17 protein-coding genes and 3 tRNA genes are annotated in these 22,335 nt (G+C 58.1%); 11 read left to right on the top strand and 9 right to left on the bottom strand.

The window, feature by feature from the left end:
- Positions 1-10: 10 nt before the first annotated feature.
- The 4 genes from DWQ09_17450 to DWQ09_17435 are packed head-to-tail and all read left to right on the top strand — an operon-like array spanning position 11 to position 3,328.
- Positions 11-892 carry a branched-chain amino acid ABC transporter permease gene (locus tag DWQ09_17450; protein KAA3626024.1) on the top strand — a complete coding sequence of 294 codons (882 nt, stop codon included), beginning with the start codon at positions 11-13 and terminating at the stop codon, positions 890-892.
- On the top strand, positions 889-1,890 hold the full coding sequence (locus DWQ09_17445) for a branched-chain amino acid ABC transporter permease (protein KAA3626023.1): 1,002 nt from the start codon (positions 889-891) through the stop codon (positions 1,888-1,890). Before DWQ09_17450 ends, DWQ09_17445 begins: the two co-directional genes overlap by 4 nt.
- The gene (locus DWQ09_17440; protein KAA3626022.1) at positions 1,887-2,630 is read left to right on the top strand and encodes an ABC transporter ATP-binding protein; all 744 of its coding nucleotides are present in this window, start codon (positions 1,887-1,889) and stop codon (positions 2,628-2,630) included. Before DWQ09_17445 ends, DWQ09_17440 begins: the two co-directional genes overlap by 4 nt.
- Entirely contained in the window at positions 2,624-3,328 is a 705-nt protein-coding gene (locus tag DWQ09_17435; GenBank protein ID KAA3626021.1) for an ABC transporter ATP-binding protein, read from the top strand. Before DWQ09_17440 ends, DWQ09_17435 begins: the two co-directional genes overlap by 7 nt.
- A 126-nt stretch (positions 3,329-3,454) precedes the next feature.
- Here DWQ09_17435 and DWQ09_17430 read toward each other — a convergent pair whose 3' ends face one another.
- The 9 genes from DWQ09_17430 to DWQ09_17390 form a co-directional block, all read right to left on the bottom strand.
- A complete protein-coding gene (locus DWQ09_17430; protein ID KAA3626020.1) occupies positions 3,455-4,012 on the bottom strand; it encodes a butanol dehydrogenase in 558 nt (185 codons plus the stop codon).
- Positions 4,013-4,242: 230 nt separating this feature from the next.
- Positions 4,243-5,628: a histidine kinase gene (locus DWQ09_17425; GenBank protein ID KAA3626019.1), complete on the bottom strand. Its 1,386-nt coding sequence runs from the start codon at positions 5,626-5,628 to the stop codon at positions 4,243-4,245.
- A 213-nt stretch (positions 5,629-5,841) separates the two neighbouring features.
- On the bottom strand, positions 5,842-6,519 hold the full coding sequence (locus tag DWQ09_17420; protein ID KAA3626018.1) for a DNA-binding response regulator: 678 nt from the start codon (positions 6,517-6,519) through the stop codon (positions 5,842-5,844).
- A gap of 20 nt (positions 6,520-6,539) precedes the next feature.
- Positions 6,540-6,809 carry a hypothetical protein gene (locus DWQ09_17415; GenBank protein KAA3626017.1) on the bottom strand — a complete coding sequence of 90 codons (270 nt, stop codon included), beginning with the start codon at positions 6,807-6,809 and terminating at the stop codon, positions 6,540-6,542.
- Positions 6,810-6,907: 98 nt separating this feature from the next.
- A complete protein-coding gene (locus DWQ09_17410) occupies positions 6,908-7,450 on the bottom strand; it encodes a glycine zipper 2TM domain-containing protein (GenBank protein KAA3626016.1) in 543 nt (180 codons plus the stop codon).
- 517 nt (positions 7,451-7,967) lie between these two features.
- Positions 7,968-8,711 (bottom strand): Fe3+-siderophores ABC transporter protein, encoded by a 744-nt coding sequence (locus DWQ09_17405; GenBank protein KAA3626015.1) that lies wholly within the window; start codon positions 8,709-8,711, stop codon positions 7,968-7,970.
- A complete protein-coding gene (locus tag DWQ09_17400; protein KAA3626014.1) occupies positions 8,711-10,105 on the bottom strand; it encodes an MBL fold metallo-hydrolase in 1,395 nt (464 codons plus the stop codon). The genes DWQ09_17405 and DWQ09_17400 overlap by 1 nt, the downstream gene beginning before the upstream one ends.
- A complete protein-coding gene (locus DWQ09_17395; protein KAA3626013.1) occupies positions 10,106-12,844 on the bottom strand; it encodes a cation-transporting P-type ATPase in 2,739 nt (912 codons plus the stop codon).
- 133 nt (positions 12,845-12,977) lie between these two features.
- Positions 12,978-13,052 (bottom strand) — tRNA-Val (locus DWQ09_17390).
- Positions 13,053-13,168: 116 nt separating this feature from the next.
- Between DWQ09_17390 and DWQ09_17385 the strand changes: the two genes are divergently transcribed.
- From DWQ09_17385 to prsK, 7 genes are all read left to right on the top strand, one after another.
- Positions 13,169-14,587 carry a glutamate--tRNA ligase gene (locus DWQ09_17385; protein ID KAA3626012.1) on the top strand — a complete coding sequence of 473 codons (1,419 nt, stop codon included), beginning with the start codon at positions 13,169-13,171 and terminating at the stop codon, positions 14,585-14,587.
- 102 nt (positions 14,588-14,689) lie between these two features.
- The gene (locus DWQ09_17380) at positions 14,690-16,387 is read left to right on the top strand and encodes a glutamine--tRNA ligase/YqeY domain fusion protein (protein ID KAA3626011.1); all 1,698 of its coding nucleotides are present in this window, start codon (positions 14,690-14,692) and stop codon (positions 16,385-16,387) included.
- A gap of 105 nt (positions 16,388-16,492) precedes the next feature.
- A tRNA-Ala gene (locus DWQ09_17375) sits at positions 16,493-16,568 on the top strand.
- 38 nt (positions 16,569-16,606) lie between these two features.
- Positions 16,607-16,682, top strand: a tRNA-Glu gene (locus DWQ09_17370).
- Positions 16,683-17,165: 483 nt separating this feature from the next.
- The gene (locus tag DWQ09_17365; GenBank protein ID KAA3626010.1) at positions 17,166-17,966 is read left to right on the top strand and encodes a PEP-CTERM sorting domain-containing protein; all 801 of its coding nucleotides are present in this window, start codon (positions 17,166-17,168) and stop codon (positions 17,964-17,966) included.
- Between the two features lie 574 nt (positions 17,967-18,540).
- A complete protein-coding gene (locus DWQ09_17360) occupies positions 18,541-19,935 on the top strand; it encodes a TIGR03013 family PEP-CTERM/XrtA system glycosyltransferase (protein ID KAA3626009.1) in 1,395 nt (464 codons plus the stop codon).
- A 187-nt stretch (positions 19,936-20,122) separates the two neighbouring features.
- A complete protein-coding gene (gene prsK, locus DWQ09_17355; GenBank protein KAA3626008.1) occupies positions 20,123-22,225 on the top strand; it encodes a PEP-CTERM system histidine kinase PrsK in 2,103 nt (700 codons plus the stop codon).
- The last annotated feature ends 110 nt before the right edge of the window (positions 22,226-22,335 follow it).

Below are 22,335 nucleotides of genomic sequence, written 5' to 3'. Positions count from 1 at the left end.
GAGCGGTGGGGTGCCATTCGACTTTTATATCAATATTCTGGTGGCTGGTGTGCTCAACGGTACCGTCTATGGACTGATGGCGCTGGGGTTGTCCGTAATATTCGGTGTAATGCGCATCGTAAATTTTGCCCACGGCGAGATGATGGTCATGGGGATGTACGCGGCGTTCATGCTGAATGTGTGGTTGGGTGTAGATCCATTGGTCGCATTGCCTTTTGTAGCGTTGGCGCTCTTTGCGTTTGGTTTTGGGCTGCAAACGACGATTATCAATCGATTCATTAACGTTCCGGAACACCAGCAATTCCTGCTGTTGCTGGCCGTGGGAATAATCCTCACCAACGCCATGATCCTGCTGTTTGGGCCTGATGCGCGCGCTATCCAGGTCAGTTACGCTTTTGACAGTATTGAGCTGGGTGTTTTGGTGATCGATAAAGTGCGCATCTACGCCGCTGGAACGGCAGCGATCATCGCCGCGCTCCTGTTCGGATTTTTCAGATACACGCGCATGGGCAAGGCCATTCGCGCCTGTGCCGACAATTTCCTTGGCGCCCAAGTGATCGGTTTGAACATTAAACTCCTTTACGCGGTGACGTTTGGTATCGGGGCGGCCTGTGTCGGTGCCGCGGGTACCCTGATAGTGATGTTGGTCGATGTTCACCCGCACCTCGCGGTTGATTTCACCCTGCTGGCATTCGTCATTGTTATCGTCGGTGGCCTGGGCAGTCTCAGCGGCGCGCTGATTGGCGGTATTCTCGTCGGTGTGGCAGAGACATTGCCCGCCCTTCTTACTTTCGTCTCCATTCCGCCATCCATGAAGAGCATGTTCAGTTTCGCCTTGTTGATTTTGATCCTGCTCGTCCGCCCCCAAGGCTTGTTGGGTAAAAAGGCATGAGATTCGCGCTTTTTGAGAACATACCGCCCGTACTTCTGCGCTGGCTCTGCGCATTGGCGATCGCTCTGTTCTGTGCGCCGCTGTTTGCCGGTGACTATCTGCTGTCGATACTCATACTGATTCTCTATTTCGCATATGTCGGGCAGGCCTGGAACATCATGATGGGATTTGCCGGGCAGTTATCGCTTGGGCACTCCCTTTATGTCGGGCTCGGCGCCTATACCGCGGCCGCATTGTTTGTGCACTTTGCTGTGGCGCCCTGGCTGGGTGTGATACTGGCGATCGGTGTGTCGACCGCCGTGGGCTGCGGCATTGGTTATCTCGGATTTCGTTTTGGGGTGAAGGGGGTCTACTTTGCGCTGCTCACCATTGCGGTAGCGGAGTTTACGCGCATTCTTTTCGATCATTTCGGCTGGGTTGGAGGATCGAGCGGACTCTTCCTACCGGTGGAAAATCGTAGTGAAAACGATCTCCTCAACCTGCGCGGATCGCCGGCGATGTTTTTCTACGTCATTCTTCTATTGACGTTTGCCGCGTTGTTCATCAATCACCTTCTGCTGCGATCACGGATAGGCTACTACTGGTTGGCCATACGTGAGGACCAGGATGCGGCAGAGGCGGTGGGGGTGCCGGTTTTCAGGTATAAGATGCTCGCCGTCGCCCTTTCGGCAGGTATGACATCGATCGGTGGTGTATTCCACGCGTTCTATTACAACAACCTCTATCCGGAGAATATATTCTCCATGCACAAATCGATCGAGATAATCCTTGGTCCCATCATCGGGGGGGTCGGTACGCTGTTCGGCCCCATTCTCGGTGCCTTTATCCTGACCACGGTCGGCGAAACGCTGACCCACCTTACCGAAGGCTTTGCGGCGGATGGGATAAAGGCGTTCGTCTACGGTATTTGTCTGTTACTGATCGTATTCTTCCGGCCCAGCGGCGTGTGGCCCTGGTTGCGGCAGTTGTTGGCCCGTGAACGGAGACACAATCCATGAGCGATGCAACGACACCGCTGCTGGCTGCGCACTATGTATCCAAAAGTTTCAGCGGATTGCGTGCCGTCGCGGATGTCTCGTTTGAAGTGGTACGAAATAGCGTCACTGCGCTGATTGGACCCAATGGTGCCGGGAAGACGACTGTTTTCAATTTGATATCCGGCGTATGCCGCCCTGACAGTGGTCATGTCGAGCTGGATGGTCAATCCGTGATGAGCCTGCGCCCCGATCAGATTTGCAGAGCGGGGGTGGGAAGAACCTTTCAGATTGCCAAACCGTTTGGTGATCTGAGTGTTGCAGACAATGTGGCGATCGGTGCGCTGAGTACAACATCGTCGGTAAAAGAAGCACGGCGTCGAACACGTCGTATTCTCGAGTTGTTGGAACTCGGTGAAGAGAGCGACAAGCCGGCGCACAGTCTGACTTTGCCGGGCCGCAAACGACTTGAAGTGGCACGGGCGCTGGCCACGGAACCAAAAATACTGTTGCTCGATGAGGTCATGGCGGGGTTGCGCCCCACCGAGACCGATCGCATGGTAGAGATTCTACGCGAACTCAATCGCAGCACCGGACTCACGATACTGCTGATTGAGCATGTGATGCGTGCGGTGATGGCGTTGTCCGAACGGGTTGTGGTGCTGAACCATGGGAAGACAATCTGTATTGGGACACCGCAGGAAGTGGTGAAGGATCCTCAGGTGCTGGAATGCTATTTGGGAGAGGAAGCGCCGCAGTGCTGAGGGTCGATGGTATAGAGCTCTACTATGGTGACGCTCAGGCGCTGGATGGCGTAACGCTCGAAGTCCCGCAAGGGGAGATTGTAGCCATTGTTGGTGCAAATGGTGCCGGCAAGACCTCACTGATTCACGCCATTGCGGGTATTCACGCACCGCAGAGTGGGCGCATCACTTTTGACAATCAGGAGATCACCGGTTGGTCCAGCCACCGCACTTGCGACCTCGGCATTGGACAGGTTGCCGAGGGCAGGCAGATATTCCCCACTTTGAGCGTGCTCGAAAATCTGGAGATGGGGGCGGTTATCCCACGTGCCCGGGCAGCGCAACAACAGACATTGGACCGGGTTCTGGAGCTTTTCCCACGGCTTCGCGAGCGGCGCAAACAAGCAGCGGGTACGCTGTCGGGTGGCGAACAGCAGATGCTGGCCATCGGGCGTTGTCTGATGGGACAACCGAGCCTGATTATGTTTGATGAGCCCTCGCTGGGATTGGCACCACGGGTGGTGCAGGAAGTATTTCAAGTGATACGGGACCTCCACGACAACGGCATGACCGTATTGCTGGTCGAGCAGAACGTGGCTTTGTCGCTGCGTATGGCGCAGCATGCGTACGTACTGGAGAACGGGAGAATAGTGACCCAGGGAACCGGTACTGAGTTACTGCGCAATCCCAAGGTCAGGGAGGCTTACATGGGACTGTGATCGGCGACTGCCCGCGGATGGATCCGCCGCCGGAACTGGACCATGGCCGGTTTCGTCGGACAAAAAAAGCCGACTCAGGGGGAGCCGGCAAGTGCTTGAGGAAGAGAGAGGTACAACAGTAGAGAATCAGAGACCTGCTTTTTCCACCGCCTCTTCGTAACCTTCCGGCAGTGAGTGGGCGACGCCTTTGTGGCAATCGATGCAGGTGCGGTTTTCATCCATGGCCTCTTCATGACGATCAGCGCTGCGTGATTCCTGACGTGTAAGATCCATGGAGTCGAAATGGTGACAGTTGCGGCATTCGCGTGAGTCGGTGTCCTTCATCTCGCGCCAGACGTTCATGGCCAGTTGCAGACGTTTGGCCTCGAATTTTTCCGGGGTATCCACGGACCCCAGAATCTTGTGATAGAGCTCGTTGCTCGCCTTGATTTTCCGAACGACCTTGTGCACCCACTCTCTCGGTACATGACAATCGGGACACGTGGCGCGCACGCCGGTGCGGTTGCTGAAGTGGATGGTTTCCTGTAATTCCGAGTAGACGTTCTCTTCCATCTCATGGCAGGAGATGCAGAACTCCTCGGTATTGGTAAGTTCCATCGCCCAGTTGAAACCACCCCAGGCGACAACGCCGATCACCGCTCCCACGAGAAGTATGGTCACAGCACTCATGCCTCTTCCAGTCATCTTGTCCGCGCTCCTTTTTGCCGCTCAAACCCAATATGTCGCAACGCTGTCAGACGGATTGACGAACCGTTGGATGGGGATTATCCGCCTTCTGAATTGACCATCCTTGACACACATCAAGGGTGCCCGTTTGGGATATACGCACCGGATTCGTGCGCTGCGTGGATCGGAATGAGTACCGGGCGGTGAGGGGTAGACCAGCCTGGAGGGTCGTTACCGGTGACATCGCCTCAGGCGGGCAATTCGATCACCATGCGCGCGCCGCCGAGTGCAGCGGTGCCGATTGTAATGTGACCGCCATATGCCTCGACAATATCGCGAACCATTGCCAGGCCGATACCGTGCCCGGGCACATGCGTATCGGCCCTGACACCGCGTTGCAGGATTTCGTTGGCCCGGAGCTCAGCTATGCCGGGCCCGTCGTCTTCCACGCTCATGCAGAGACCCCCTTTGGCAGAGAGGGGATACGCGACGATGCTCACTTCGTGCCGACCCCATTTACAGGCGTTATCCAGGAGGTTGCCTGCCAGTTCCATGAGATCGCCGAGTTCTCCGCGAAAGCGTGTCTGCGGATCAATGGTGCTGCTTATCTGCAGCTGTTTGTCGGCATAGACTTTGCGCAGCGATGCGACAATCTTCTCCACCACCTCATCCACCGCCAACGGTGCGGCCAGCGGAGACCGGCCGGCCATGGCTGCTTTCTGAAGCTGGTAGTCGACGATTTCACGCATCCGGGCGACTTGATCGCGCAGCGTGCCGCGCTCTTCGACCGAAATGTCAGGAACGTCGCTCAGGCCGCCGAGCACGGCCAGGGGTGTCTTGAGGCTGTGCGCCAGATCGCCGAGGGTATTGCGGTAACGTTCCAATTGGGCGCGTTCGTGACGCAAGAGGGCGTTGATATTGCCGGTCAGAGACGCCAGTTCCCTGGGGTACTCGCCTTCGAGCCGCTGGTGCTTTCCGGCCTCGATGGCTGACAGATCATCGGCGACACGACGCAGTGGGCGCAGTCCCCAGCGCACCACCAGGCCTTGGACGCCAAGCAGCAGCGCGGCCAGTGCGGTCAACCAGCCCCAGAGTGTGCGGCGAAAACTGCTGATCTGTTCGCGCAAAGGCTTCAGGTGTTCCGCCACGTGGTAGGTGAGGGCGTGGCTGGTGCCTGTGGTACCTTCCCAGACGATCGCAAAACTGAGCTCCAGCAGGGCGCTCCCGTCGTCTGTCGTAATGCTTGTATACCGGCGTTCGCCCGCAGCCAGATCGTCCGCATAGGCGAGCTGCTGACCCAGGTGCGAGCCGGATTGCCACAATTCCCCCTCGGTTGCCGAAGTCACCTGGGCATAAAGTCCGCTTCCCGGAGTCGAGAAACGCGGATCGGCCAGCGAACGCGCGATGCGCACGCGCCCGTCGGGCGAAACCTCGGAGGCGGCCAACAAGGCGTAGATGTGCCCCTGCAACCGATCGCGCAATGCGGTTTCGGCGCTTTGACGAAAAGCGCGATCCAGCGAAAACCCGGTGATGCTGATGAAGGCTGTGAGGACGATGCTGGCCGCCAGCAACAGGCGTCCGTGCAGCGAACGCATCAGCCGGATTCCGCCGGCGGGTTTACCCGCTGCCCGCATGATGGATTCGGACTCAGGGTCAAGCTGGCAAAGCAGGTTGAGCGATCGCCCGCCGCGTCATAGCCGGGGCTATGGCTCAAGGGCGATCGCTCAAGATGCGCAGCCAGATGGGGTCTGAGCCCGAATAGGACAAGCCCTGTTCCGGCTGGGTAGTTCCACTGAGGTGCCGAGCCTTTGAGTAGACGCACTATCCGACTCCGTGATCGTCCGACTTCATGTGAGAGGCGGGTTAAAGCGGTAGCCCTGGCCGCGCAGAGTCTCGATCGGTTTCAGGCTGCCGGTGGGATCGAGCTTTTTACGCAGACGTCCGACGAAGACCTCGATGACATTGCTGTCGCGATCGAAATCCTGATCGTAGACGTGCTCGGTCAACTCGACCTTGGAAACCACCTTGCCGGTATGCAGCATCAGGTACTCGATGATCCGGTATTCGTAGGCGGTGAGATCGATGGTTTGTCCATCCAAAAACACCGCTTGCGCGCGCGTGTCCAGCACCAGCGGGCCGAACTCCCGCTGGGGTTGCGTCCAGCCGGCCGCGCGCCGTACCAGGGCATTGAGCCGGGCCAGGAGCTCTTCGACGTGAAACGGTTTCACCAGATAGTCGTCGGCCCCCGCCTCCAGCCCCTCCACCTTGTCCTGCCAGCGGCCCCGCGCGGTCAGAATCAGGATCGGGAACCTTTTGTCGGCGGCGCGCGCGGAACGAATCACTTCGATGCCCGACAGTTTGGGGAGACCAAGATCGATGACGGCACAGTCGTAGGGGTATTCCATTGCCATGTACAGCCCCTCTTCGCCGTCGGCGGCGGCCTCCGCGATATAGCTGTGATCGCGGAGTTGGGCCAGAAGTTGTTCGCGAAGCGAAGCTTCGTCTTCGATGATCAGAACACGCATGGCAATGGATAGGCCGGGTATCAGTTGTCGCGGGATCGGGGATCGACCGCGATTTCGCGTACCCGACCGTCGGGAGTCAAAACACGGACGCGAAACACCTTGCGACCGTCCTGGTTCTCTTCCTCGACACCCAGGGCCTGCCCGCCGGTGCGGCGTTGTACTTCGGCGGCCGCCTCCGACGCACTCATCTCCGCGGAACGACGCTTTTTGGCTGCAGTGGCCTCATCGGCGGTGACGCCGGTGAGGGCGATCAACGCTGCCAACAACAGGCTAGGTACTGATTTCGACATACGGATCCCCCACTGTCGCTCGCGGGCGGCGGTCATGCCCGCCGCACGCTTTGGGGCATGATACCGCCACCCATGCGCAAGGCGGAAACCCGGCATACTCAGAAGACCGGAGTGACCGTGACCGCCACCGGGATACGGTCGCCCGGATCGCGATCCATGCGGGTCTCGAAGATTTCACCGCGATAGCGGTACTTGACCCGATAGCCAATCGTGCGTTGTTCCGTGTAGCTCTCCTGCACCACGCGGCAGCGCTGCTCGGTAGCGGTCGTTGGCGCGTAACGGGTGTTGGCGTGTGCGTTGTCGGCACCGATCGAAGCCCCTAGCAGGGTGCCCGCGACAGTGGCGATCTTGCGGCCCCGACCATCGCCGATCTGATTGCCGATCACGCCACCAATGATGCTGCCGAGGATAACCGGAGTCGCCGAACTGCGACCGGCAGGCGCCTCGTAGGTCACCTGTTCCTGCCAGCACTCCTCGCGCGGTGTGGAAACCTCGATCTGGCGGTAAATGGGCGTCACATCGATGACTTTGGCGGAGTCGCGATAGGTGTGGCGACCCGCGTTGTGGCCACCGGCGTAGGCGCTGCCGGCAAAGACAGTGGCGGTCAAGGTGGCAATCAGTAATTTGTTCTGGGTCTTCATGGTGGTGCTCCCTCTGAATAGGGCGGGTTGCCTTGGGTTGGGTACAGAGTAGGGGAGCGAAGCTGAACGGCGGCTGAAGTGATTGTGCGAAATGGTCTGGCGAATCCGGAGACCGGGTCGGGCGGTGAGACCTTAAGGGGTGATCGCGAATGAATTCGCTCCTACGGTGCCCCAAGCCAGTATTGTAGGAGCGGCTTCAGCCGCGAAACGACGGTGACCCAAGCCGGTATTGTAGGAGCGGCTTCAGCCGCGAAACGACGGTGCCCCGAGCCGGTGTTGCAGGAGCGGCTTCAGCCGCGAAACGACGGTGCCCCGAGCCGGTGTTGCAGGAGCGGCTTCAGCCGCGAAACGACGGTGCCCCGAGCCGGTGTTGCAGGAGCGGCCTCAGCCGCGAAACGACGGTGCCCCAAGCCGGTGTTGCAGGAGCGGCTTCAGCCGCGAAACGACGGTGCCCCGAGCCGGTATTGTAGGAGCGGCTTCAGCCGCGAAACGGGTCGGTGGCCCGCAACGCCTGGCATCAGACCTCGCGTTGACGTTCCAGAAACGCCAGCGACCGGATGCCGAACCAGCTGAAAGCTTCACCGTCCACGAGTGCCATGGGAAAGGGCAGCTTGAGTAGTTCTGCCCTGTACCGTTCGAAGGGATAGGGCTCGGTGGAGAAGAGCAGCAGCGGCTGTGGATCGCCGGGTTGCGGTAATTCGATAACCGGGTAGGGTTCGCTGTAGCGTGGCAGCGCCCATCCGCAACCGAGGTGCGTGAGCATGGAGGCGATGAAGGTATCGTGACCGATGCTCATCCAGGGCTTGCGCCAGATGAGGTAGATGCACTGCCGGGGCTCGACCTTGGGGCGACGCCACCAGTCGACAACACCGGGCAGTTGACTCAGTGCTCTGGGAACTGGGGCTCTGCCGACGATGCGCCGCCAGCGCTCACCGATCGTCCGCAGCTCGACGTTCTCAAGCCGCTCAGCCAGCGCAGCACAGGTCGCCGAAACGTCGTCCACGGCCCGGATATGGGTGGGGAAGACGGGAAATGGGCATTCATCGGCTATCGTCTGGGTATTCTCTTCGCGATCCATCACCACCAGGTCTGCCCGCAGGTGCCGCCACCGCGACCAGTCGAGCTGCTTGGTGCCGCCGAGCACCGGGATGCCGGATACGGCTGCGGCGGGATGAATGCAGTAACGGGTACGCCCGACCACCTCGATACCGCAGGCGATGAGCGTCTCGGTCCAGGAGGGGACCAGCGAGATGACACGCATCAAAGGGTGATGGTCTCGCCCCGAGTGGGAATCGCCGCATTCCAGCCGTGACGGTCGAGGAAGGCACGCTGCAGGATCAGCATCTTCTCGTTTTCGCCGTGCACCAGAAAGAGTCGGGGTCTCGACTCTTTGAAGTGGCCGGCCCACTCCAGCAGCTGCGACTGCCCGGCGTGGGCGGAGAAGCCGCCCAGGGTATGGATGGTGGCGCGCACTGCGATCTCCTCGCCCAGCAGTTTCAATTTTTCGGCACCGTCGATAAGGGCCCGACCGGGAGTGCCGCGGGCCTGATAACCGACGATCACCACATGGGCGTCGCGCCGCCACAGGTTGTGTTTCAGATGATGGCGAATGCGGCCACCCGTGCACATGCCGCTACCGGCGATGATGATGGCGCCACCCTTGATCTGGTTCAACGCCATGGATTGCTCGGCGGTACGGCTGTATTGGAGGATGGGCAGCCACTGGCTCCAGTCGTGGTGCATGGCTTCACGAAACTCGGGGTCATCGCTGTTGAAGAGCTTGGTGAAGCGGGTGTAAATGGTACTGGCCTCGATGGCCATCGGGCTGTCGAGGAAAACCGCCTGCTGGGCGAGCCGACCTTCACGGTGAAGGTCGCCCAGGTAGTAGATGAGATCCTGCGTGCGGCCAACCGCGAAAGAGGGGATCAGGACGTTGCCACCGCTCTGCGCCGCGGCGGCCAGGGCGGCCTGAAACTCTTCGAGGGTTTCATCGTGCGGGCGGTGATCGCGGTCTCCGTAGGTGGATTCGATCAGCAATAGATCGGCATCTTCGACCACCTCGGGATCGTGCATCAGCGGTGAGCATTGGTTGCCAAGATCCCCCGAAAACACCAGCTTGCGGGTCTCATTTTCGATCGCGATCCACAACTCGACGATCGCCGAACCGAGGATGTGGCCGGCATCGCGAAAACAGCACTCGATTCCGGGCACCACCTCGAAGCGTTCGCCGTAGCGTTGCGGGGAGCGCAACTCCAACGCCGTCTCCACATCGTCGAGTGTGAACAGCGGTTCGATGGGGGGCTTGCCCGAGCGTTGGCGACGGCGATTCTCCCATTCGGTGTCTTTCAGCTCCAGGTGGGCGGCATCCTTGTGCAGCAATTCGATCAAGGCATAACTGGCGCGGGTCAAATAGATGGGGCCGGAGAAGCCGTTGCGCACCAGCGCCGGGATGCGCCCCGAGTGGTCGAGGTGCGCATGGGAGAGCACGACCGCATCGATTTCGCGCGGATCGAATGGGAAAGTCGGTGCCGCGTTGTCCTCCGGTTCGCCTTGCACCATGCCGCATTCCAACAGCACACGGTGGTTGCCGGTGTCGATGAGATAGCAGGAGCCGGTGACCTGTTGTGCCGCGCCGTGAAAACTCAGAGTTGCCATTCAAAGATGTCCTGGGGTGGGCCGATGAGGGGTGGATGGGGCGTTTCGCTTCCGGATCAGCGCCTTTTCAATTTCGACCAGGAATAAGACCGATGAGGCCACAAGAATGATGATCCCCCATTGCTGAGCTTCCAGGGCGCGGGTGTCGAACAGCTTCTGCAGCGGGCCGAAATAGGTGAAAGCGAGCTGAAAAACGAGCAACACTCCGATCGCGACCAGCGCCCAGCGGTTGCCGACCAGTCCATTACGGTTGAGCACCGACGCCGTGAGATAACGGGAGTTGAAGAGGTAGAAGATCTCATACATCACCAAGGTGTTGACGGCGACGGTTCGGGCGTGGGCGAGCTCGCCGCCGCGCGTGATGTCCCACACGAAGAGTCCGAAGGTGCCGGTTACCAGGATCAGCGACACGAACACGATGCGCCAGACCAGCAGCCGCGACAGCAGCGGTTCTCCAGGATCGCGTGGCGGGCGGGCCATGACCCGGGCCTCCGCGGGTTCGAACGCCAGTGCCAGCGCCAGGGTGACCGCGGTGATCATGTTGACCCACAGGATCTGCACCGGGGTGATAGGCAACTGCATGCCGAACAGGATGGCAGCGATCACCGCCAGTGCCTCCCCGCCGTTGGTGGGGAGGATGAAGATGATGGCCTTTTTCAGGTTGTCGAAGACGGTGCGCCCCTCTTCGACGGCGTGGGCGATGGAGGCAAAGTTATCGTCGGCCAGCACCATTTCGGCCGCCTCCTTGGCCACCTCGGTGCCTTTGCGGCCCATGGCGATGCCGACATCGGCGCGTTTCAGCGCAGGCGCGTCGTTGACCCCGTCGCCGGTCATGGCCACCACCTGATCGGCAGCCTGCAGCGCCTGGACCAGGCGCAATTTGTGCTCCGGGCTGGTACGGGCGAAGACATCGGTCCCGAGCACGGCATCGCGCAAGGTGCTGTCGTCCATGGCATCCAGTTCGGGTCCGGTAACGACGCGGGTACCGTCGCCAATGCCCATCTGCAAGCCGATGGCCGTCGCGGTGACGGCATGGTCACCCGTGATCATCTTGACCTGGATACCGGCGGACTGGCACAGCCGCACCGCCTGGATGGCCTCTTCGCGCGGCGGGTCCATGATGCCGACGAGGCCAATCAGCGTCAGGCCGGTCTCGACATCGCCAAAGGCGAGAGCACGACGATCATCCATGGTCGCTTTCCAGGCGATGGCGAGCAGGCGTTGTCCTTTCTGTGCCATGCGATTCATCTGCACGTGCCAATACGTGAGATCCAGCGGGAGGTCCTCACCGCGCATCCGCTGATGGTCACACATCTCCAACAGGCGTTCGGGTGCTCCCTTGACATAGGCGAATCCGTGACCGGCGTGATCGTGGTGGAGGGTGGCCATGAAGCGGTGCTGCGATTCGAAGGGAATGATATCGGTGCGCGGCCACTCCTCCTGTTGGAAGTCGAGATCCAGTCCCGCTTTCATCCCCAATGTGAGCAGCGCACCCTCGGTCGGATCACCCTCCAGCAGCCATTGCCCATCGCGCTGGCTGAGACGGGCGTCGTTGCAGAGCGCTGAGGCGCGCGCGAGCTCACGGAGTATGGGGTAGTCGGATAACTCGACCTCCCGGTTATCCAGCACAAAGCAGCCATGGGGGTCGTAACCACTACCGTTCACCTCGAACATGCCGGTGGCGGTGACAACCGCGGTGGCGGTCATTTCGTTGCGGGTGAGGGTGCCGGTCTTGTCGGAGCAGATGGTGGTGACAGCCCCCAGCGTCTCGACTGCGGGCAGGCGACGAATGATGGCATTGCGCCGGGCCATGCGCTGAACGCCAATGGCCAGCGTAATGGTCATGATGGCGGGCAATCCCTCGGGAATCGCTGCCACGGCCAGTCCTACCCCGGCCAGGAACATCTCGGTGGTGCTGTAATCACGGACCCAGATACCGAAGAAAAAAGTCAGCGCGGCTATAACCAGGATGGCGCCGGTCAACCAGCGGGCGAATCCCGCCATCTTGCGTAGCAGGGGCGTGGTGAGCGTCTGAACATCGCGCAGCAGGGTGCTGATGCGGCCTATTTCGGTGGCATCGCCGATGGCGACCACAACCCCGGTGCCCTGCCCGTAGGTCACCAGGGTACCCGAGTACACCATCCCTTCGCGATCGCCCAGCGGTGCATCCTCCGCGACGGCCGCGGTCGATTTTTCCGCGGGCACCGACTCGCCGGTCAGCATGGCCTCTTCGATCTGCAGCTCCCTTGTATGGATGAGCCGCAGGTCCGCCGGTACCTTGTCGCCCGACTGAACGAAGACGATATCGCCAGGCACGAGCTCCGCGGCGTCCACCAGAGTCTGGTGGCCGTTGCGCCGCACCGAAGCCTGTTGCGAGAGCATGCCGCGGATGGCGTCCAGGGCCTTTTCCGCCTTGCCTTCCTGAATGAAACCAATCAGGGCGTTGAGGACAACCACGGCGAGGATGACGCCGGTATCGACCCAATGCGCGAGAAAGGCCGTCATTGCTGCCGCGGCGAGCAGGACATAGATCAAAACGTTGTGGAACTGAAACAGGAAGCGAGCCAGCGGCCCGCTTTTCTTTGGCGGTCGCAGCCGATTGAATCCGTAGCGCCGCCGGCGCTCGGCGACCTGCGTATCGCACAATCCTTCGGTACTGCTGTCGACACCCGCGAGCGCATTCTGCGCACTCAAGGTGTGCCAATTGTTAGGATTGTCTATTTCGGTGTCGATCGCCATGTTGCAGCCAGAAACGGAGCCGGGGAGGGCATCCTTTGCATCAGCATGCTAACGAGAACACCGTGTCAAAACCATTGAGCTGAATCAAAAACGAAAAAGACCGATGCAAACCGGTCTTTAAAGGGGGATGGTATGGTGGGCGGTACTGGGATTGAACCAGTGACCCCTGCCGTGTGAAGGCAGTGCTCTCCCGCTGAGCTAACCGCCCGAAAGAGGCGGGTGAGTATATACAGGGGTCGAAAACGCGTCAATTTGCAAGGCAGAGTGAGGGTGGCGTTGTTACAATACGCCCCTTTCCCTGGCCCCACATTGCGGTTTACCTCGATGACAACGATCCGTACCCGATTCGCACCCAGCCCAACCGGCTATCTGCACGTAGGAGGTGCACACACCGCACTCTTCTCCTGGCTCTATGCGCGCCGGCACGGTGGCACCTTTGTCCTGCGCGTCGAGGACACTGATCTGGAGCGCTCCACGGCCGAGTCGGTCAATGCCATCCTGGAAGGGATGACCTGGTTGGGGCTCTCGTATGACGAGGGGCCCTTCTTTCAGACCAAGCGTTTCGATCGCTACGGCGCGGTGATCGGGCAACTGCTGGCCGAGGGCAAGGCCTATCGCTGCTACTGTTCGCGGGAGCGCCTGGAGGCCCTGCGCGAAGAGCAGATGGCCAGGAAGATCAAGCCGCGCTATGACGGATTGTGTAAAACGCGCAGGGACCAGCCCGAGGACGAGCCCTACGTGATTCGTTTTCGCAATCCCGTGGGTGGCGAGGTAGTGGTCGACGATCTGGTGCAGGGGCGCATCGTCTTTCGTAACGATGAAATGGATGATCTGATCATCGCCCGCTCGGATGGGACGCCGACCTACAATCTGACGGTGGTGGTTGACGATCTCGACATGGCGATCACCCATGTCATTCGTGGCGCCGACCACATCAACAACACGCCGCGGCAGATCAACATCATCGAGGCGCTGGGTGGAACGGCGCCGCTTTACGGGCACCTGCCGCTGATACTGGGACCAGACGGTGAAAAGCTTTCGAAGCGTCACGGCACTGTGAGTGTCATGCAGTTCCGCGCAGATGGGTTGTTGCCGGAGGCGCTCCTTAATTACCTCGTGCGACTGGGTTGGTCACACGGCGATCAGGAGATCTTTACCATCGACGAGATGACCCAGTTGTTCGATATCAGCAATGTCAACCGGGCGAACGCTGCGTTCAATCGCGACAAACTGCTGTGGCTCAATCAGCATCACATCACCAATGCCGACCCCGCTTACATTGCACACCAGCTGAGCTGGCACTTGGGGAATCTCGGCATCGATCCGGCACAGGGACCGGATCTGGTCGAGGTGGTGAAGGCGCAGCAGGGGCGGGCCAAAACGCTGGTCGAGATGGCCGAGATCAGCGCGTTCATCTATCGCGATTTCGATGAATTCGAGCCACAGGCGGCCAAAAAGCATCTGCGGCCCGTGGCGCTGGCGCCGTTGAGCAAGATGCGCGAGGCGTTGGCAGGGCTGCCGGACTGGCAAGCGGAGGTGCTGCACGATTGCGTGAATGCAGTGGCCGAGTCGCTTGGCCTCAACATGGGCAAAGTGGCGCAACCGCTGCGGGTGGCCGTAGTCGGGCGCGCCGCGTCGCCGGGGATCGACGTGACGCTCTGGCTGGTAGGCAAAGAGGCGACGCTGCGTCGCCTTGACAAGGCCTTGGCGTTTATTGAAGAACACGCCACGGCAGCGGAATAACCATCACGATTTTGCGTAGGAGCGGTTTCAACCGCGAATAGGTTTGCGTTCCGTTGGCCGATTCGCGGCCAAAGCCGCTCCTGCCGGGGATTGAAACTGAATATGGGCAACACCGAGACACCGGGCTCCTCGAATTTCATCCGCGACATCATCGATGCCGATCTGAGTTCAGGAAAACACGACCGCATCGTGACGCGGTTTCCACCGGAGCCGAACGGCTATCTGCACATCGGGCATGCCAAGTCGATCTGCCTGAACTTCGGCATCGCGCGCGACTATCCGGGCGCTATCTGTCATTTGCGTTTCGATGACACCAACCCGCACAAGGAGAACATTGAGTTTGTCGACGCCATCTGCGAAGACGTGCACTGGCTGGGATTCGACTGGCAGGACAAGCTGTTCTACGCCTCCGACTATTTCGACCGGCTTTTCGAATTTGCGATGCACCTCATCGATCAGGGCGAAGCCTACGTGTGCGAACTCACGCCTGACGAGATGCGGGAGTACCGCGGCACATTGAAGGAGCCCGGCAGGGAGAGTCCCTACCGGAACCGGTCGGTTGCTGAAAACCGCGATCTGTTCCAGCGCATGCGCGCAGGTGAATTCGCCGATGGTTCACGCACGCTGCGCGCGCGCATCGACATGGCTGCGCCCAATATCAATCTGCGCGACCCGGTGATCTATCGCATCAAGCACGGCGCTGTGCATCACCAGACCGGCCAAGCGTGGTGCATCTACCCCATGTACGATTTTGCGCACAGCCTATCGGATGCCATCGAGGGTATTACCCATTCGCTCTGTACGCTGGAGTTCGAGGATCACCGATCGCTCTACGACTGGTTCCAGGAGCACTGCGGTATCGAGGCGCGATCGCGGCAGCTCGAGTTTTCGCGCCTGGAGTTGGAGCATACCGTGCTCAGCAAACGAAAACTGACGCGCCTGGTCTCCGAAGGGCATGTCACCGGTTGGGACGATCCACGTATGCCAACCCTTGCCGGGATGCGTCGCCGGGGATACCCGCCAGCGGCCATCCGTAACTTCTGCAACCGCATCGGTGTTACCAAGTCGTTCCACCGCATAGAAATGGGACTGCTTGAGAGTTGCATACGGGAAGAGCTCGACATCTCGGCGCCAAGGCGCATGGCGGTCCTGCGGCCGATCAGGGTGGTAATCGAGAACTATCCTGCCGATCGCGAAGAGGAAATCATCGCCGCCAACCATCCCAAGGACGAGGCCATGGGGCAGCGTACGCTGCGGTTCACGCGTGAGATCTATATCGATCGCGAGGATTTCCGGGAGGAGGCTCCCAATAAGTACAAACGTTTGGTGACGGGCGGCGAAGTGCGGCTGCGCAACGCCTATGTGATCCGCTGCGACGAAGTGGTTAAAGACTCGGGCGGCGAGATCCACGAACTGCGCTGCAGCTACGACCCCGCTACCCTGATCACCAACCCGGATGGTCGCAAGGTGCGGGGGGTCATCCACTGGGTGTCAGCACGGTCTGGAGTACAGGCGGAGGTGCGCCTCTATGAGCGCTTGTTCGCGAACCCCGATCCTGAGGATATGCCGGAAGGTCAGGATTTTATGGGATCACTCAACCCCGATTCGCTGCAGGTCCTGGATCAGGCGGTGGTCGAGCCAGAACTCGCCGAAGCACCCTGCGGCAGCGTCTTCCAGTTCGAACGCGAGGGCTACTTCTGCCGCGACGCGAGCAACGCCGATGGCGGAAAACCGGTGTTTAACCGCGTCGTCACGCTGCGGGATTCCTGGGTCAAAATCGAAAATCGGGCTGAGTCCTAACTCAATAGGAAATAAAGAAATAGTTGGTACAGAGCAGGGTGGATCGGGGTATGGGATCAATCTTGACACCCATAAATCGGTAGCGTAAAGTTCCGCGTCTCTTTTGGGGCTATAGCTCAGCTGGGAGAGCGCTTGAATGGCATTCAAGAGGTCGGCGGTTCGATCCCGCCTAGCTCCACCAAAAGCCAAGGGTTGGTGCCATCACCAACCCTAACTTTTGTCCCCTTCGTCTAGAGGCCTAGGACACCGCCCTTTCACGGCGGCGACAGGGGTTCGACTCCCCTAGGGGACGCCACTATTTTGTGCGTCATACGCGGTTCCCATCGTGTCGGATACGCCAAACCTCTCTGATCGGCAAAGGATCATTGAGGTTTGGCGCGCTTTTGCCCGTTGACCCTGAAATAGCGGCATGCTGCGTTCCACAACGGTCGATCTTTGCGTTGCGAGGCGGGAGGTTCCGAGCCGATCTGCAGACGTATCAGTATTTCGTTAAGGGGTGTCGAATTTATTTACACCGCTGCGTTTTGAGCTTTTACGCGTGGATAACAAAAAATAACGTGAAATAACAATTAGTTAAGTATTCTCTGAATAGTTGAATAATCTAATCAGTGGCAACAGATAGCCAAATAAGTGTAAAAAATAGCATGCATTACCTGCACAAGCATGGGTGTCGTTTAATCAGTAACTACCTCTATTAAAAAGAAAAATATTATTTAGGCGCGGTAATTGCAGTGTTTTTAGGCATGGACCAGGCTGTCTGGGTTTATAGGGATAACCAATGAAATTACGAAACCTTCTTCTCGTTAGCGCTCTGGTGGTTGCGTGGACTGCGCCGGTCAGTGCCAATGTCATTTACGATACCTACTGGGGCGCAGCGCCTACTTCCAGCAGTTATGCCGATCGAGATGTCATCGGGAGCCTGAGCAACTTCGACACTGAGAGGGTGGAGGTTACACGCAACGGCAACCTCGTAACGTTCGACATCTACACCGCCTTCGCCGGGAACTCCGGTAACCTCTTTCGAAACTATACCCAGGGACGTACGGGAATCGGGTACGGCGATCTTTTCCTGGCAAGTGTTTGGGATCCGAACGGTAGCGAACCCTACTACACAGAGGACAACGCGGCATTCGGGACATTCTGGGAATATGGCTTGGTGCTGGATAACCGATTCAGCAATTCGGGCGGCTCCCTATCCCTGTATGAGTTGAACGGTGCAACCAACGCCGCAAATGCGCGAATGAGTGATGATTTCATGACCGGCAATGCAATCTGGAGGGGCGGTCAAGAGGTGGCGGTAGATATTGGCTCTGGAAACGTCAGCTTGTTGAGCAGGGGAGAAACCTCCAGCGTTGGAAGCTGGTCGGTTGGTGAAGGCTATCTGCGCCTGGTGGCTGATCTCAGCCTGGCCGCCGCTTTAGGGGGAACAGATTTGGCCCTGCATTGGACCATGACCTGTGCCAATGACGTCATCGAAGGTCAGGTCAGAGGTGTTCCCGAACCGGGGAGTCTGGCGCTGTTGGGAGTCGGGCTTTTGGCGTTGGTTGCTGCAGGAAAGCGCCGCAGCAGTAGCGTCTGATCTATCGACAGATATCTTGTTTAAGGCCGTTGCCTCTACTGAATTGGTATGCTCGGGGAGCGCATTGCTATCACCCTGAGCGTACCCTGCTCAACGCATCTCACCGCAAAATCATAGCCTGCGAGTTTTCAGAGCCGATCAGCCTCGTTGGCGATAGTGCTAACCGTTGGGTTGGACTCGGAAACAATCCAATCCACGCGCCTGACCCACCCAAGGCTTCGGTGTAAGCAGAATCCGGCACCGGGCGTCCTACGCTGTAATCCAGTTCAAGCAGTTAAAAATCAAGGTGTTAGCAGGGTGGCACCCCTGGGATTACACGTGTAAGATATTTCTTACACGATTTTACTGATATTTAGGAGAGCAAATACTGATAATAGTATTGGTATTAGCTCTGATTTCGTCTATATTGAATAAAGCTAATCGATGATTAATAACCAACTATTTAATGTATAAATCCTCCGGGGAGTTTCAGCGGCACCATGTACCACCCCCTGTAGGATTGCAGAGATAACTCTTCGCCCAATACGGCTGAGGTTGGCACACCCACAAGTCTAACAATTCAGACTCTGCACATATGATTCGCCTATTTCGACACTACGTACCTGTCTGGTTCTTGCTGCTGGGTTTGGCAGAGTTCGCGATATTTATTGCCAGTATGTACCTGGGTGAGGTAGTCCGCGCCTCAAGCATTCAGGATCATCCCTGGCAGATAGACGCCAAGGCGTGGTCCGGTGTCCTTGTTTTTTCGGTATTAATGAGTTTCAACATGACCATAGTGGGCCTCTATCAGCGCAATCTGGAAGAGGGCCGTGCTGGAGTGTTGCTGCGCGTTGCAGTCAGCTTTCTATTGGCGTTGATGGAGATCGGACTTATAGGGTTCCTGTTTCCTGATGTTTTAACCTGGCGGCGCTCGTTTTTGGTTGCATTTGTCCTTGCGTTCTGGGGAATACTGGCCGCGCGTTATCTTTTCTTCAGACTTATGGATGAGCAGACATTGCGCCGCCGTGTGCTGGTGATTGGAACGGGGCAGCCCGCGCAGGAGCTACTTGGGCTTGCAGCGCAGCCAGGTGCCGGGTTTCAGGTAGTGGGCTGTGTCGGACTGCCGCGGGAAGTTCGGGTAGTTCCCGAGAGCCTTCAAGTGCGATTGGACGGTCCGCTACTGGATTATGTGAGGATGCGGGAGATCGATGAGGTAGTCGTAGCAATTTCTGATAGGCGCGAGAAGCTGCCTATGCACGAGTTGATGGACTGCAAATTGAGCGGCACACGCGTAATGGAGTTTCCATTCTTTTATGAACAGGAGACGGGCAAGGTAATTTTGGAGCATCTGTATCCCAGTTGGTTCATCTATTCTGATGGCTTTCGACATAGCGCATTGCAGTCATCGCTGAAGCGTGCCTTTGATCTCCTGGCCAGTTTGGCACTGCTTTCGTTCATCTGGCCGGTCATGCTGTTCACTTCTCTGGCCATTTGGTTGGAAACCAGAGGGGAGGGAGATGTTTTCTTTCGACAGAAACGGCTCGGTTTGGGAAGTAAAGTCTTCGAAGTTATAAAGTTTCGTAGTATGCGGATGGATGCCGAGGCGGATGGCGTTGCGCGTTGGGCTACGGCCAATGATAATCGCGTTACGACGATTGGGCGATTCATTCGCAAAACCAGGATTGATGAATTGCCCCAGCTTTGGAATGTATTCAAAGGTGAGATGAGTTTCGTAGGACCGCGGCCTGAACGTCCGGAGTTTGTCGAAACCCTGTCCCAGCGAATCCCTTATTACGGTGAACGCCATCGTATTCGACCCGGCATAACAGGTTGGGCGCAGGTGTGTTATTCGTACGGTGCTTCCGAAGAGGATGCGGCCGAGAAGCTGAGATACGACCTGTATTACCTAAAGAATCATAGTATCTTTCTCGATTTTCTGATCATGTTGCGCACGTTTGAGGTGGTGCTCTTGGGGCGAGGGGCGCGTTAAGCTAATCTGGTGCTTGAAACTTTCTACGTACTTGCGCAAAGGAGCGATGATTCTGTACGTAATCGACCGATTGGACGCAGCCCTCGCTAAGATGCGGGGGTTTTGTTTTTCGCGCGACCGGTATCAGGTGATTGACTCGCAGAAACTGCGTGTGATGTGGTTTAGTCGCCACTAAGGTATGTGACAAGTGCTGGCGTTAGACATTGGCACTATCGGTTATCTGTTCTCCGTCGCGGCTTACGTCGCTCTGGCGATTGTATTGCTTATCGGCTGGCGCGATCGCAAGTTGCACGGCGCCCTCCTGATCACGGTGGCACTGACCAGCTTGTTGTGGGCGGCAGTTCTCGCCTGGCAAGGAACATTTACCACCCAATCTGATCAACTCGTTCTAATAACGGAATTCCTCAGGGATTCAGCGTGGGTGGCTTTCCTTTGGGGAATTCTTCGCAAAGGTGGGGCCAGTTCAAAAGCCATCCCGCGCGCGATCGACGCGGTGGCGCTCATTTCTGTTGGTTTGGTCCTGGGTTCGCTTGTGCTCATAACCTTCCCGGAGCAACTGATCGATGAAGCCACTCTCTCCACCATTCTACTTCTCAGCAAAATCGGTCTTATTCTGGCGGTATTGATACTGGTCGAGCATCTGTTTCGTTACACGGCTGCGCAGAGACGATGGGCTATCAAGTATCTCTGCCTTGCGATCGTTGGCGTTTATGTTTTTGATTTTTACAAATACGTTGAGGCACTGCTGTTTCAGGATATCGATATTGCTCGTTGGGAGGCCCGCGGATACATCCATGCTCTGGTTGTGCCTTTGATCGCAGTGTCGGCGGCTCGCAATCCACAGTGGCACTTGGATGTCTATGTGTCGCGGCGCCTGGTGTTCCACAGCACCGTTATCGTGGCCTCTGGCAGCTACCTGATCGTTATGGCCGCTGCGGGTTTTTATCTGCGTCGATACGGTGGGGACTGGGGCCACGTTTCGCAGGTGGTCCTTGTTTTTGCAGCAGTGCTGTTTCTGATGATTGTCGCGCTCTCCACGCAGGTTCGCGCCAAGCTGAAGGTGTTCATCAGCAAGCACTTTTTCAACTACCGCTATGATTACAGGGAAGAGTGGCTACGCATGACGCGCACTCTGGTTAGCGGTTCCACAGAAGAGCGGTTACCCATCAGGGCAATTCGCGCAATTGCAGACATACTTGAGAGCCCGGGCGGGCAGTTGTGGCTAAAACAGTCAAACGGTCGATTGCTGCCCGTGGAACGGTGGAATTCATCGGAGTCTCTTGAGATGTCCCAAGCGGACTCCGAGTCCCTGATGCGGTTTCTGCTCGACACGGAATGGGTGATTGAATTGAAGGAGTATCGCGAGCATCGGGATCGCTACCGTGATCTGGTATTGTCTGCAGAACTCCTTGCCGCCGGGAAATTCTGGCTTATCGTGCCGTTGTTGCACGACAGAGATCTGATCGGTTTTATTCTCCTTATTCCGTCACGTGCCACCCAATCAATAAATTGGGAGGACCGCGACATCCTCAAGGTCGCAGCACGGGAAGTGGCCGGTTACCTGGCTCAAAGTGAAACGCTGCGGGCGTTGACCGAAGCGCGGCAATTCGAAGGCTTCAACCGTCTGTCCGCATACATGATTCATGATTTGAAGAATCTCATCGCCCAACTTTCGCTGGTGATAAGCAACGCTCAACGGCATCGGGCCAATCCCGAGTTTCTGCAGGATGTCATTGGTACAGTCGAAAACTCCGTTGCACGAATGACCAGGTTGCTAGAGCAGTTGAGGACAGGAGCCGTGCCCCGGCAATTGGAGCGGGTGGATCTCGTGCAGGTAACGTCTCAGGCGGTGGAAATGCGTTCTGTAACAGAACCACGTCCCCGACTGGTGTCGGGCGATGGGAAAGTGATGTTGGAAGCAGATCGTGATCGACTGTTAGCGATTGTGAAGCACCTGATACAGAACGCTCAGGAAGCAACCGCCGCTAATGGATCCGTAAACGTGCGGGTATGGCGAGAGAATACGCGAGGCTATTTGGCGATTGAGGACAATGGTTGCGGCATGAGCGAGGAATTCATCAGGGAACGCCTGTTTCGTCCTTTCGATACCACCAAAGGGCTTACCGGGATGGGGATCGGCGCTTTCGAGGCCCGTGAAATGTTCCGTGCTTTGGGCGGCGATATCGTCGTGGCGAGCGAACCTGATCGAGGCACGCAGCTGCTGTGCAGTGTTTCATTAAGCGAAGTTGCCGTGGAGCAACCTGCGGTCAGCGACGAAGTGTCATCATGATCACCCTGGTTTATTGTCAGAGGAAGGGATTTGGCACGCTGGCAATTGCGATGCGGGTGCAATCGACATGGATTGAGCACAAGTATCAGCCTGACAGTACCAGCCAGCTC

The sequence above is a fragment of the Pseudomonadota bacterium genome (assembly GCA_008501635.1).
In the GTDB taxonomy this organism is placed as follows: Bacteria; Pseudomonadota; Gammaproteobacteria; order QQUJ01; family QQUJ01; genus QQUJ01.
The sequence above is the reverse complement of the archived record's forward strand: the minus strand, read 5'-3'. Positions and strand labels throughout refer to the sequence as shown.

Coding starts and splice junctions, on each gene's coding strand:
- DWQ09_17405 (KAA3626015.1), bottom strand. CDS start 8,711: ATGCGTGTCATCTCGCTGGTCCCCTCCTGGACCGAGACGCTCATCGCC.
- DWQ09_17440 (KAA3626022.1), top strand. CDS start 1,887: ATGAGCGATGCAACGACACCGCTGCTGGCTGCGCACTATGTATCCAAA.
- DWQ09_17400 (KAA3626014.1), bottom strand. CDS start 10,105: ATGGCAACTCTGAGTTTTCACGGCGCGGCACAACAGGTCACCGGCTCC.
- DWQ09_17365 (KAA3626010.1), top strand. CDS start 17,166: ATGAAATTACGAAACCTTCTTCTCGTTAGCGCTCTGGTGGTTGCGTGG.
- DWQ09_17430 (KAA3626020.1), bottom strand. CDS start 4,012: ATGACTGGAAGAGGCATGAGTGCTGTGACCATACTTCTCGTGGGAGCG.
- DWQ09_17445 (KAA3626023.1), top strand. CDS start 889: ATGAGATTCGCGCTTTTTGAGAACATACCGCCCGTACTTCTGCGCTGG.
- DWQ09_17380 (KAA3626011.1), top strand. CDS start 14,690: ATGGGCAACACCGAGACACCGGGCTCCTCGAATTTCATCCGCGACATC.
- DWQ09_17385 (KAA3626012.1), top strand. CDS start 13,169: ATGACAACGATCCGTACCCGATTCGCACCCAGCCCAACCGGCTATCTG.
- DWQ09_17410 (KAA3626016.1), bottom strand. CDS start 7,450: ATGAAGACCCAGAACAAATTACTGATTGCCACCTTGACCGCCACTGTC.
- DWQ09_17425 (KAA3626019.1), bottom strand. CDS start 5,628: ATGCGGGCAGCGGGTAAACCCGCCGGCGGAATCCGGCTGATGCGTTCG.
- DWQ09_17420 (KAA3626018.1), bottom strand. CDS start 6,519: ATGCGTGTTCTGATCATCGAAGACGAAGCTTCGCTTCGCGAACAACTT.
- DWQ09_17395 (KAA3626013.1), bottom strand. CDS start 12,844: ATGGCGATCGACACCGAAATAGACAATCCTAACAATTGGCACACCTTG.
- DWQ09_17360 (KAA3626009.1), top strand. CDS start 18,541: ATGATTCGCCTATTTCGACACTACGTACCTGTCTGGTTCTTGCTGCTG.
- DWQ09_17415 (KAA3626017.1), bottom strand. CDS start 6,809: ATGTCGAAATCAGTACCTAGCCTGTTGTTGGCAGCGTTGATCGCCCTC.